The 12154-nt window shown below is 62.1% G+C and carries 14 protein-coding genes; 5 read left to right on the forward strand and 9 right to left on the reverse strand.

The genetic code is table 11. From position 1 onward, the window contains the following. Positions 1-47: 47 nt before the first annotated feature. From PVU19_RS16475 to PVU19_RS16490, 4 genes are read right to left on the reverse strand one after another with little or no spacing between them, the layout of a single operon-like run. On the reverse strand, positions 48-239 hold the full coding sequence (locus PVU19_RS16475) for a ubiquinol-cytochrome c reductase iron-sulfur subunit N-terminal domain-containing protein (protein ID WP_050664171.1): 192 nt from the start codon (positions 237-239) through the stop codon (positions 48-50). 56 nt (positions 240-295) lie between these two features. Then, entirely contained in the window at positions 296-925 is a 630-nt protein-coding gene (locus PVU19_RS16480) for a TorD/DmsD family molecular chaperone (RefSeq protein ID WP_050664172.1), read from the reverse strand. Next, the gene (locus tag PVU19_RS16485; RefSeq protein WP_050664173.1) at positions 922-1536 is read right to left on the reverse strand and encodes a DUF3306 domain-containing protein; all 615 of its coding nucleotides are present in this window, start codon (positions 1534-1536) and stop codon (positions 922-924) included. The genes PVU19_RS16480 and PVU19_RS16485 overlap by 4 nt, the downstream gene beginning before the upstream one ends. After that, on the reverse strand, positions 1533-2123 hold the full coding sequence (locus tag PVU19_RS16490) for a DUF3305 domain-containing protein (RefSeq protein WP_235575889.1): 591 nt from the start codon (positions 2121-2123) through the stop codon (positions 1533-1535). Before PVU19_RS16490 ends, PVU19_RS16485 begins: the two co-directional genes overlap by 4 nt. 351 nt (positions 2124-2474) lie before the next feature. On the opposite strand from PVU19_RS16490, the gene PVU19_RS16495 reads away from it, so the two are divergent. After that, positions 2475-4430: a 4Fe-4S binding protein gene (locus tag PVU19_RS16495; protein ID WP_050664174.1), complete on the forward strand. Its 1956-nt coding sequence runs from the start codon at positions 2475-2477 to the stop codon at positions 4428-4430. Here the strand turns inward: PVU19_RS16495 and PVU19_RS16500 are convergent. After that, positions 4424-5197: a hypothetical protein gene (locus PVU19_RS16500; protein ID WP_050664175.1), complete on the reverse strand. Its 774-nt coding sequence runs from the start codon at positions 5195-5197 to the stop codon at positions 4424-4426. The genes PVU19_RS16495 and PVU19_RS16500 overlap by 7 nt on opposite strands. 63 nt (positions 5198-5260) lie before the next feature. Between PVU19_RS16500 and PVU19_RS16505 the strand changes: the two genes are divergently transcribed. The 4 genes from PVU19_RS16505 to PVU19_RS16520 are packed head-to-tail and all read left to right on the forward strand — an operon-like array spanning position 5261 to position 7701. Continuing rightward, positions 5261-5455, forward strand: coding sequence for a DUF6494 family protein (locus PVU19_RS16505; RefSeq protein ID WP_050664176.1), 195 nt, complete (start codon positions 5261-5263; stop codon positions 5453-5455). A 1-nt stretch (position 5456) separates the two neighbouring features. Continuing rightward, a complete protein-coding gene (gene apbC, locus PVU19_RS16510) occupies positions 5457-6521 on the forward strand; it encodes an iron-sulfur cluster carrier protein ApbC (RefSeq protein ID WP_050664177.1) in 1065 nt (354 codons plus the stop codon). After that, entirely contained in the window at positions 6518-7225 is a 708-nt protein-coding gene (locus PVU19_RS16515; protein ID WP_050664178.1) for a biotin/lipoate--protein ligase family protein, read from the forward strand. Before apbC ends, PVU19_RS16515 begins: the two co-directional genes overlap by 4 nt. Next, positions 7222-7701: a DUF6505 family protein gene (locus tag PVU19_RS16520; RefSeq protein ID WP_050664179.1), complete on the forward strand. Its 480-nt coding sequence runs from the start codon at positions 7222-7224 to the stop codon at positions 7699-7701. The genes PVU19_RS16515 and PVU19_RS16520 overlap by 4 nt, the downstream gene beginning before the upstream one ends. A gap of 788 nt (positions 7702-8489) precedes the next feature. Here the strand turns inward: PVU19_RS16520 and PVU19_RS16525 are convergent. The 4 genes from PVU19_RS16525 to PVU19_RS16540 form a co-directional block, all read right to left on the reverse strand. Beyond that, positions 8490-9740: an IS256 family transposase gene (locus PVU19_RS16525; RefSeq protein WP_089280568.1), complete on the reverse strand. Its 1251-nt coding sequence runs from the start codon at positions 9738-9740 to the stop codon at positions 8490-8492. A 228-nt stretch (positions 9741-9968) separates the two neighbouring features. Further along, on the reverse strand, positions 9969-10136 hold the full coding sequence (locus tag PVU19_RS16530) for a hypothetical protein (RefSeq protein WP_160316404.1): 168 nt from the start codon (positions 10134-10136) through the stop codon (positions 9969-9971). Positions 10137-10140: 4 nt separating this feature from the next. Then, entirely contained in the window at positions 10141-10944 is an 804-nt protein-coding gene (locus PVU19_RS16535) for a hypothetical protein (RefSeq protein ID WP_050664500.1), read from the reverse strand. 22 nt (positions 10945-10966) lie between these two features. After that, positions 10967-11875 carry a hypothetical protein gene (locus tag PVU19_RS16540; protein WP_050664501.1) on the reverse strand — a complete coding sequence of 303 codons (909 nt, stop codon included), beginning with the start codon at positions 11873-11875 and terminating at the stop codon, positions 10967-10969. Positions 11876-12154: the final 279 nt, after the last annotated feature.

Below are 12154 nucleotides of genomic sequence, written 5' to 3' on the forward strand. Positions count from 1 at the left end.
GGGCGTCACGCAACCAGTCGTCAGCGGTGTTGGACGGCGTCCGGAACTTAGAACCGGGCGCTGTCGAAGTAAGCGCGAGTGTGCGCGGTGTCCTGCATCTTGTCCGACGTCAGGTCGGGCTCGGCGGCTTCGGCCTTGCCTGCGGTCACCACGCTTGCGACCGCGACAGCGGGCGCGCCGGTGGCGGCCATTTTGAGGAAATCGCGGCGGCTGCTGCCATCCTCGGGTTTCCGGGTCATGAAGGTTCCCCTCCTCTGGTTATGGCGGGCGCGTGCCCACCGGTTACGGCGCGGGATCAGCCCGCGCTCATCCGAAAGCCCTGCGCCTCGATCTCCATGAACACCCGGCCGACAACGCCGACCGAGGCATAGAGAACCGAATTGCGCGCAGCCTCCAAATCGCTGAAAAAATGCCCGGCCCATGGGCCGACATGCTTGGCAAAGAAAACCTGTTGCTCGGCCAGCGTGGCGGGTTTGCCGAAGCGGCCCCGGATCAACCCCGCCATCATCTCCATGCAAGACGCGATATTGTCCTCGGGCTCATAGACATTCTCGGCCCGCGTCATGCCGCGCGCGGCCATGTCCCGGCGCAGCCCGGCGAGCGGCTTTTCATTGAGAAATCCGGTCAGGTAGTAGCTGGCATAGGGCAGCAGTTCGCCCCGGCCCAGCCCGATGAAAAGCGCGTTGAACTCGCTCTCGACCGCGCCGGGCTTGCTGACGCGCGCGACGCGGGCCAGCGCCGCGATGGCCTGCCCCATATCGCTCTGATCGCCGCTCAGCGCGGCGGTCTTGTCGAGCAGATCCTGCCCCGGCGGGCGTGCAAGAAGGGCGGCAAGGAAATCATAGAGATCGGCACGCAGCGCGTCCTCCTCGGTGATCTCCGGCGTGGCGGTCTGGTCTTGCATAAGGGCCTCTTGCTGGGTCATGCCGATGCTCCGGCTGTGTCGTCAAACTCGAACCGCATGCGGCGGCGGGGTGGCGCGGCCTCTTCAGCCTCGGACGTGTCGGCCCAGACATACGGCTCCGCCACCTCCTGCGGCGCCTCGGCCTCGGCAACCTGCGGGGTTTCATCTTCGGTCTCTGCCGGAGTGTCTTCCGCCTCGGGCTCCTCCGTCGCCTGCGCCTCAGCCTCAGCCTGCCGCGCCATCTCCTCGACATGGGCGGTCATGCCCTTGCCCACCTGATAAGCGGTCTGCATGTTCTCGATCACCGTCGCACTGTCGGTGAAATCCTCACCGTAATCGATCAAACCATCGAGATTGGCGAGCGCCGGGTTACTCAGCCACAGACGCCGCAGCGCACGGCGGCGCAACCGGTCGGGCACGGCCTTGGCCATGAAGGCGCGGAAATCATCGCCGGGCTGCAACATGTCGGGATCGGGCAGGCCCAGCTCTTCGCAGAGGTCGGCATCGCTCTTCTCCGCCTGCTCCGCGTCCTGCACGGCGCGCGCCTCAGCCTCGGACACACGGGCCTGTGCCTCGGCCTCTGCCTCGACCTGCGCCTTGCGGCGCGACCAGAAATCGCCTCCCCGGCTCAATGCAGCCTCCCTTTGCGCGCCATCACCGGCGCGCGATACACGTCGCTCATCTGCGGGATGCGCGGATCGCCGATGCCGTCCTGCGCGTCGCCGATGGTGCGCTTGTCGCGGCGACGCTTCTTGAATTCCTCGTCCTGATGGTGCGCCTCGACAAAATCGCGCACCCACGCCACTAGACCTTCAGGCATCGGCACCTTTTCGACGATCTCTTCGCCGGTATCGGCATAATCCTGCGCCTCGAAGGGTGACGCGGTGGCCAGCACCACATCGAGCGGCGCGCCGTCACGATGCGCCGCCGCCCCGTTGCGCATCACCACGTAAACAGACGGCACCTTGGCTGAAATGCCTTGCAGATACGCTTCTGTCTGAGTGTGATGCAGTTCGACCTGCACGGTCGCGGCATGGTACTCCACCGCCTCGCCCTCGCGGCGCAATTCGCGCCACTCGGCAGGACCGGCCCCGGGCAAAAGCGCTACAGCCCGCCACGACCACGCCGCCCAACGGGTTACACCGGGCGACTTTCGGATCACGATCCCTACGGGCATCGTCACCTCTTTTTCGTGGCTATGGGTCACGCGCTGTGCCATCCCCTTGCTGCGTAAACCCAGATTGGTTCAGTTTCCTGACCGGGCAAAGCCTTTTCTGTGTGCAAAGGTAGACTTTGACGACCGCCCGGACATTTTGAACCGGCAACAAGACGCGACAAGACAGGATTGGACATTTTGTCCACATGAACCCTCTCGATGCTGCGATGCCGCATTGCAAGACCTTGAATCCAAACAGAATCAATCGGGATTAAAATCACCCTCTCTGCGCCGAGCCCGGACGGATGGCGTGATTCGAATTGCTGTTTACGAGGGCTTCGAATCGTGCCTAATCTTGCGCCGAACAGACCGAAAACGTCGCCTTCCCAGCCGTGCAAAACACCCGGGGTGAAAATGCCTAAGCAACTGATATTGTGTGACTGTTCTGCGTCACAGACGCTCGACGCCGAGGGGCTGGAGGCGGCAACCGGCCTGCCCTGCTCGCGGCTCCACAGCGCGCTTTGCACCGACGGGATCGGGTCGGCGGCCAAGGCGATCGAGGGCGGCGAGGCAATTATTTGCTGCGCGCAGGAGGCCCGGATTTTCGAGGAGCTGGCCACCGATCTGGAGGCCGACACCCCCGCCTTTGTCGATCTGCGCGACCGGGCCGGCTGGTCCGACGATCCGGCCCCGAAACTACCCAAAATGGCCGCATTGCTGGCCGAAGCGGCGCTGCCGACCCCCCCGGAAAAGACACTCGACGTGATCTCCGAAGGGCTGTGCCTGATCATCGGGGCCTCCGACGTGGTGCTGCCCGCCGCCGAAAAACTGGCCCCGCTTTTGGGGGTCACGGTGCTGCTCACAGACGAGTGCGACCCGCCCGAGGCCCGCGATTTCGATGCGATCCGGGGGCACATCACGCAGGCAAGCGGCGCCTTGGGCCAGTTCGAATTGCGCCTCGACACGCTGCAACAGGTCAATCCCGGCGGTCGCGGGGTGCTGCGCTGGACCGCGCCCCGTGACGGCGGGCAGACGCAATGCGATGTCATTCTCGACCTCACGGGGGGCACGCCGATGTTCCCCGCCCCGCAGAAACGCGAAGGCTATCTGCGCGCCGATCCCGGCAGTCTGACGGCTGTCTCGGACGCGGTATTCGAGGCGGCGCAGATGATCGGCACATTCGAAAAGCCGCTCCATGTGGCGCTCGAGCCGCTGATTTGCGCGCATAGCCGCGCCGAGCAGACCGGGTGCAGCAAATGCCTCGATATCTGCCCCACCGGCGCAATCTCACCCGATGGCGACCATGTCAGCATTGACCCGATGATCTGCGCGGGCTGCGGGGCCTGCGCTGCGCGCTGCCCCTCGGGCGCGATCACCTATGACGCGCCGCCGCCCGACATGACGTTTCGGCGCATTCAGACGCTCGCCTCGGCCTACCGCAAGGCTGGTGGCGCGGCCCCGCGCCTGCTGGTGCATGACGCCAGCCATGGTGCCGAGATGATCCGTCTGGCCGCCCGCCACGGGCGCGGGCTGCCCGCCGATGTGATCCCGCTGGAGGTCTCGGCGCTCTCTGGCTTTGGCCATGCCGAGATCCTCGCGGCCCTCGCCTCGGGCTTCGGGGTCGTATGGGTCCTGCTCTCCCCGCGCACCGAGCGCGACGCGCTCGACCAAGAGGTGCCACTGGCGCAGGCCATGGCAGGCGGCGCGCCTGTCGGGATGCTCGATCTTGCCGATCCCGACGCGCTCTGCGATGCGCTCTACGATGCCGAACCTGCCCCGGCGCTGGCCGAGCCGGTCCTGCCGATGGGCAGCCGCCGTCAGGTGGCGCGCCTCGCTGCGAAGGCGCTCAATACCGAGGGCGGCACCCTGCCCCTGCCCGACGCAGCTCCCTATGGCGCGGTGCTGGTCGATCAGGACGCCTGCACGCTGTGTCTCTCCTGCGTGTCGCTTTGCCCCTCGGGCGCGCTGATGGATAACGAGGATCTGCCGCAACTGCGTTTTCAGGAGGATGCCTGCCTGCAATGCGGGATCTGCGCGACGATCTGCCCCGAAAAGGCGATCACGCTGGAGCCGCAGATGAACCTCGATGACAGCGCCCTTACCCAAGTGGTGCTCAACGAGGAAGAGCCGTTTGCCTGCATCGAATGCGGCGTGCTTTTCGGCTCGAAATCAACCATCGAACGGATCACCGAGAAACTGGCGGGCAAGCATTCGATGTTCGCCACCTCGGATGCCGCAAAGATGATCCAGATGTGCGAAGGCTGCCGGATCAACGCGCAGTTCCATTCAGACGACAATCCGTTCGCCGCAGGCCCGCGCCCGCGCGTCCGCACGACCGAGGATTATCTCAGCAAGCGCAAGGATCACTGAAATTGAATCGGCGCGCCCAGATCGGCGGGGGCCATCTCCGCCACATAGGCCAGGATCGCCTCCACCTCGTCGAGCGTCACCTCGACGGGCACGATGGGCGAGGGCCGGTTGATCGGGAACGGCGCGGTGACATCCTCGACCTGCGTGAAAGCGGCATGCGGCCTGAGTGCGTAAAAGCTCTGAAACCGCGCGGCCCAATCGGGCAGCGTGCGCAGTACGGCAAAAGACGGGGTGGAGCCCATGGCGTTCATTCGGTTCTCGGGCGCCACCACGTGACAGCGCCCGCATTGCGCCAGCGACACCGCCTTGCCGTCGGACGCGTTGCCGTCAAAGTCAGGTATGGCCTCGGCCTCTTCGACCACCTCCGGCAGGGTAAAGGGCGCGCGGCCCGCAACCTCGTAGCTGGTGACAGTGCGCTGCCCGATCTCGGAGGTCAGCCACTCGGCAAACCGCGCCGCCCCGGGGTGATCGCCGTTGAGGGCCATGCGCCAAATATTGGCTTCACCCTTGAAGACAGGCCGCCCCGCCTCGGGGCCAATCGTCATCTCCGCCGGATCAGCCGGGCCGACCACCTCGATCCGCACTCCGGTCTTGAGCGAGAAGCGCGGCAGCAGGTACTCGAGCAGGCCAGTCTCCACGAGGGCGGCAGGCGCGCTCAGCCGAAATCGCTTGTCATCGGCGCGCGCCTGCTCCACGTCCGGCATAAAGCCAAGAGCCGCAACCACGATCCACAGCCGGTTTGCAATATGAGAGATCACTCCACGCATACCCAAGCCTAGAAAAGCGCCACTATCGGCGTCAAGTCGTCTGAACCACGAAGGGAGAAACCGATGAGCGATGAGTTCAACATGTCGATGCGCAAATTCCTCAAGCAGGTGGGCGTCACCTCGCAGCAGGCCATCGAGGAGGGGCTGCGCGAAAAAGGCGCCACAGCCGGGCAGGAATTTCAGGCCAAGGTGGTGCTGACCGTCGAGGGTCTCGATATCGAGCATGTCGTGACCGGCACGATCAAAGGGCAGAACTGACGTGGCAGTGACAAGAGAGAGCGTTCTAGCGGCGCTCAAGACCATCACCGATCCGGTCAGCGGGTCGGATATCGTGGCGGCGGGCGTGATGCGCGCGCTGACGGTAGAGGGCGCCTCGGTACGCTTCGTGCTGGAGATCGACCCGGCAAGCGCCGAGGCTTACAACCCCGTGCGCGATGCCGCCGAGGCCGCAGTCAAGGAACTGCCGGGGGCCGAGACCGTCTCGGTCGTGCTGACCGGCCATTCCACCAAGGCCCCGCCCGATCTCAAACCCGGCAAAAAGGCCGAACCAAAAGGCCCCGAGAAAGTGCCCGGCGTCAATCACCTGATCGCCATCGCATCGGGAAAGGGCGGCGTCGGCAAATCCACGGTGTCGGCCAACCTCGCCTGCGCGCTCGCCGCCGAAGGCCGCCGCGTGGGGCTTTTGGATGCGGATGTCTATGGGCCCTCGCAGCCACGCATGCTCGGTGTCTCGGGCCGCCCCGCAAGCCCCGACGGCAAGACCATCCTGCCGATGCGCAACCACGGTGTCACCATGATGTCCATCGGCCTCATGACCAACGAGGGGCAGGCGGTGGTCTGGCGTGGTCCGATGCTGATGGGGGCGCTGCAACAGATGCTGATGCAGGTGCAATGGGGTGCGCTCGATTGTCTGCTCGTGGATCTGCCGCCCGGCACCGGCGACGTGCAGATGACGCTGGCGCAAAAGGCGCAGGTCGATGGTGCAATCATCGTGTCCACCCCGCAGGACGTGGCGCTTCTGGATGCGCGCAAAGGGATCGACATGTTCAACCAGTTGCATGTGCCGGTGCTGGGCATGATCGAGAACATGAGCACGCATATCTGCTCCAATTGTGGCCATGAAGAACACGTTTTCGGACATGGCGGCGTCAAGGCCGAGGCCGAGAAAATGGGCGTGCCGTTGCTGGCGGAAATCCCGCTGCATCTCGATATTCGCCTCGCCTCGGATGGCGGCGCGCCCATCGTGGTCTCGAAACCCGAGAGCGCGCAGGCACAGGCGTTTCGCGACGTGGCGCGGCAACTCATTGCACAGGGCGTGGCATGAGCGTGCCCAGCTTTCCGCCGCTGATGTCAGGCCTCGCGGTCGAGGGCGCGATCGACCCGTTCGAGAAGGCCTGCGCCATGGCCGCCTTGGGCTGTGACGCAGGCCTGATCGTGCATAACGTGACGGCCAATCACCTGTTGGCCGCGCTCGTCATCGCCCCCGAAGTCCCGCTCGAAGACGCGATGGCGATGGTACCTGTCTGCGGCGTGGGGTTTCAGAACGCGCTCGGCGCGCTCGCCCCGCCCGAAGTGGCGGTGCATCTGGAATGGGCGGGCGGCCTGCGCATTAACGGCGCGTCCTGCGGGCGGCTGCGCGTCGCGGCGGGTGGCACCGCACCGGATGCCGAGCCCGGTTGGCTCGTCGTCGGCCTTGAACTGCCGTTGATCCAGATCACCGAACGGCCCGGAGACGCGCCCGATCAGACCGCGCTCTATGACGAGGGCTGCGCCGAGGTCGATCCGGTGGGACTGCTGGAGGCTTGGGCCCGGCACACGCTGGTCTGGATCAACCGTTGGGAAGACGGCGGCCCAAAGGTGCTCCATGCAGAATGGCGCGGTCTGGCCCATGGCATCGGCGAGCACATCACCCTCGACGGACGCAGCGGCACCTATCTCGGCGTCGACGATCGCTTTGGCATGCTCATGCGCGAAGGCGAAACCACCCATCTCATCCCCCTCAGCACCCGTCTGGAGACCCCGCAATGAAACTCGCCCGCGCGATCCATTTCGACGAAAGCGACCAACGCGTCTATCACAGTCCGGCGCGCACCGGAGAATGGTGCATCTCGGGCGGGTTCGAGTTTTCCAACTGGTCCGATGCGGATCTGACAGGCAAATCCCGGCAGGCGTTTGCCAATGGCTGGTTGGGGTTGGAGACATTCGGCCGCGTCACATTCGTCGCGGTCACGCAGATCGAGGAGGCCGAGGTCGAGACACTGACCCGCGCCCTCGCGCAGCATTTCGTGGACATCTACGGCGCCCCCTCCATCGACGCCGCCTTGCCCGTGGCCCGCGACGAGATCACCCAGATGATCGAGCTTTGCGAGGATCACGCGCCCAACACGCTGCTTACCGTGCTGCGCGAGTTGACCGAGGCGGGCGTGCGCGAGACCTACAGCATGATCGAGGCGCGGGAGGCGGGGTTGGAGCAATTCGCGATCCACGGCGCGCTCGACGAGTGACGCTCACCGCCTGGTGCCCGCGGCCGGACTCGAAGTTACACGGCGTTGACCGCCTGTATGCTTTAGCCTAACCGCCGGAAACTCTTAGATTTTTCACCACGTTTTCCGTCCGATGACCAGTTTGGTAATGTAAGGGTTTTTCTCAGTCAACCCTAACATGGTCGGTAGGACTCGAAGTCGCCAAGCGGAACCTCTGCGAGGAACGAGAGTGAACCGTCTGCCCACCCTCGGTTAAACGCGCGTTTCAACCTGTCCCGCTCGGGCTGGCTTAGGTCACACGGGTAGGTCAAACCGTTGATGCACTCGAAGACATACCAAGCCCTCGCCTCTTGGTCTCGAAAGAGGAAAGGCAGCGCCGGGGTTATGTTGGGATTGTAGAGCATCCCCTTGGTCTGGGATTCCTGCCGCCCCGTTCTGGACTTGAACAGGGCTTGTAGGATTTCCTCGTACAGATCATCGCCAAGGATATGCAGGGGCGCTAGGGCGTCCACAGAGGCCCGTAGAGAGTCACTGAGTGCCGCTGAGGGTTTCTTGGTAGACCCAGAGACTGTAGCGCTTTGAGGTTGTCCAGAGGCTGGTAACATTCCGCTTGGGGATGCAGGCAGAGGAGAGACGAGGTAACCCTCAGGGGAGGATGTGTCAGAACTAGAGTGTCCGCCTCCTGTACACACCTCTGGACAAGGAATGATATTACTCGAATTCAACGTATTTGTCTCCATTTTTTGGAAGGAGGCGGAGAGGCAACCTCAGCCAATAGCGAGATATGGGCAAAAGTTGGTGATGCCTGATCAGGCGGCAGTTTGAAGTTGGCGGATCCCATCGCGGAACTCAACCCCCTGGATGATCTCGGGCAGGCGGTTCTGTCCGTCGAGTTTGCGCCATTTCTTCTGCGCTGACATCATCAGCTTGAAGGCCATGGCCAGCCCGGTCTTGCGGCTGAGGCATCCTTTGGTGCGTTTCGTGCGGTGCCGGACCGTGGCGAAAGTGCTTTCGATCGGGTTTGACGTTCGGATGTGTTTCCACTGTTCCGCCGGATAGTCGTAGAAGGTCAGCAGCGCATCCCGGTCCTTGACCAGCTTGGCGACCGCCTTGTCCCATTTCACGCCGTAGGTTTCGACGAAAAAATCGAAGGCTGCGTTGGCCTTGGCTTTTGTCTCTGCCTGCCAGATGTCGTGCAGATGACCCTTGGCCTTGGCTTGCACGGATTTCGGCATCGCGTTCAGCACGTTCATGGTCTTGTGGACCCAACAGCGTTGCTCCCGCGTCGTGGCGAACACCTCGCGCAGGGCTGTCCAGAACCCCATGGCACCATCGCCGATAGCCAGCTTTGGATCCTGCTTCAGGCCACGCCGCTTAAGATCAAGCAGAACCTCGCGCCAGCTTTGAGTGCTCTCGCGGAAGCCGTCGGTCATGGCCAGCAGTTCCTTGCGGCCATATTCGTCTGCGCCCACAACCACCAGAACACATTGTTTTTCCTCAGCCATTCGCGGCTTGAAGTAGACTCCGTCTGCCCAGATGTAGAGAAACCGCCGCGAGCCAAGATCGCGTTTCTGCCAAGCCTCGTAGTCCTGCCACCAATCGGCTTTCAGGCGCGTGATGGTCTTGGCGGATAGACCCTTGGCATTCGGGCCCAGCAGCGCTTCAAGTGCCTCGGTAAAATCGCCCGTGGACACGCCCTTGAGGTAAAGCCAAGGCAGCAGTTCTTCGATAGATTTCGCTTTGCGCAGGTAACGTGGCAGGATGCTGGGCGTGAAGGTGATCTTGTCTTCGTAAGCACCCCGATCCCGAACCCGCGGCACCTTCACGGGCACCGGACCAATGCCGGTCATTACCTCGCGCTCAGGCAAGTGACCATGACGGACCAGGCGTGCCCGCCCATCCTCAAGTCTTTCTCCGGAAAAGGCCGCCATGAGTGTGGCCAGCTCGGCGTGGATCGCCTGTTCAATCAGCTTGCGCGCGCCATCGCGGATGACATCCGTGAACGGATCGGCGCTAAATCCCGATGGATCGGGCAGTTGAGTAATGGTAGTCTCTGACATGGGGCATATCCTTTTCTCAGCAGAGAATCGCGGCGTCTGAACACCGCCATGATATGCCGCCCCTCAGGGCGTCACCAACTTTCGCGCCTATCTCCCAATAGCTACTAATTGCCTCTCTGCTCAGTGCGCCACGGCTAGACGCTATCGCAGGGATCAACCGTTGAGGTCTACATCAACCGGGAAATCCAGCCTGTCTGTCGGTATACCCCCGGTGTACGCAAGGTGACCCTAAGGCTCCACGGGTTGCACTCGGTTCGACGTCACGACCTTAACGGCGTTCCCGATATCCGTTGCTGTCGCCTCGTCTTTTTCAAGCTTGGTAATCAAGGCGCGAATCAAGAGACCATTGAGTTTCTCAAGGTCCGCGCGGGTGGCATTCATGTCCTGCTTGGTCATATGATTACGCCTCGGCCTCAGCATAGGGCGCATAGAGGAAATCAAATGCCTCTGCGGCATCCTTTGCGCTCAGCTTGCCGGTAGCGGCCATGAACCAGAGGTTACGGACAATTGCCTGTTCCTTTTGGTTTCCATTGAAAGCCTTGTCGGCCAAGAACTCGACCCGCTCAGCCCCAAGGCCATCGCCAGTTTCCATGTACTGCGCCATGACGCCATCGCCGGTATCTCGCATGTCCTCGTAAAGCGAGGCGACGGATTGCTCGGACATTCCCAGCCTCTCCTGAGCGAAAGCGAAACCTTCCTCGCCAATCTCGCCATTGTAGACGATATCGTTTTGGAAAGTGGCAAGAGCGGCATCGGCATTGCCTTCACCCACAGCAACCTTAAGCTGGGCTTCGAGCAACTGAGCGGCCTCGGGTCGGGTATCTTGTTGCTGCGCCTGTTGCAGTTCGGCTCGGGTATTCTCAGCGTCGGACATGAAGTTGTCGGCGGGGGTGCTGAGGGTTTCCCCTTTGAGCAACCCGAGGGACGCTGCGTCCTCATAGGCAATCTCCATGCCACCTATAACGACAAGATCACCGGGCTGGTATTCCCCGTTGGCATGCTGCCGGGAACCGTCACGGATCACGACCTCAGGGTTGTTGTCGATCTGCTCGTCAGGGATGTAGCTGTCGGCGGTGTGGTAATAGCCTTTGGCAATCTTCTCGGAGTGTACATCACGGGCAGAGAATCCGAGTTCATTGTCGGTGGTGAGATTATCGGTGGGAGTCGGTACGGCGTAGCCATTCGCATCAATTGCGGTTGTCATGTTTCAATTTCCTTATGGATTATCAGTATTGTTCGAAGTGTTGGTGGATGCTGGGGTTTGAATGAGGGAGGCCCAGCGCCTCGCTTGCCTTCTGTAAAAGGCGGTGGTCACGGGATACCCAGTCGGTTCCCATTGCGTGTTCCACAGCGCCTCGGAGTTCATCGCCAATGGCACGAATGGTGGTTGCTACCGACCATCGGTCGAGGGCCTTTTTGGTGGTCACTGATTTGGTGATCGGTTTGGGCAGGTTGTCGCGGGGGTTCTCGGAGACATACCAAGGGCGTTCCCACGCAATCACCCTGTCCTCGGTGGTGGTCCTTGCGAACCCTGAGTTGGTGAGTACGAACGTTCCCGACCACGTATTCATGAACAGGTGCCGCTCTTTCTGAAAGCCCTTGCGGCTACCTTCGGGCATTCGCCACTTGAACTCGGTCCAGAGCCTTACGGCCATATAGCGCAGCATGGCATCCGAGAGGGAATGCCCCTGTCTGTGAAAGTAGTGCGAGAGGATCACCAGCCCCTTGGATTTCTGAGTGTACCCCGAGTGGCCTTGAAGCCGACTAAAGGGCAGAGCAAAGGACGGGTGATTGCGGATGGTCTGTTGACCGGCTGACCAATTCCGCTTGAAGGCTTCTCGGTCTGCTTTTGTGGTCAGGTGGTCATTGTCGAGCCATGCCTTGATGGCACTCTCTATGGCCCTGAGTTCACCTTGCGTCGGTAGCTTGATGACCGGGTGACCATAGCGCCTGTAGCGTCTCGAATGGGTCCAGCAATACGGGTAGAGATCGTAGCGTTTCTTGGTGCAGCCCGAGACAGAACAGAGTTTGCCTGAGTTAGCCTTTTTCCTCTCGGCTAGGCTTGCTCGCTCTTTGGTCTTCCAAGTTTCCGACTTGTACCTCGGGGTACTCTTGAGGCCGGACTTAGCTGCCATTGCTCGGCTGTTTCACGACAAAGATTGACGCTGGGTACATCCGACTGTTTGGCTGAGACCACTTGAGGATCGTTTCAATATCGACCCCAATCTCGGACAGCTTGGCTCGGACTCTGGACCCCTCAGGGTAGACATGGCGGTTAGAGAACCAGCGCCAAGAATGCGAAGAAATCCCGAGGTCCATTCGAATATCGAAAGGTGAATAACGCCCCTCGGGTTTGGTCTTGAGGTACTCAATGAGGCGGTTGGTGTAGGTGTCGGATCGTGTGTGCATTTTCT

Origin of the sequence: Roseovarius tolerans, from assembly GCF_028885395.1 — a bacterium.
Taxonomy (GTDB): domain Bacteria; phylum Pseudomonadota; class Alphaproteobacteria; order Rhodobacterales; family Rhodobacteraceae; genus Roseovarius; species Roseovarius tolerans.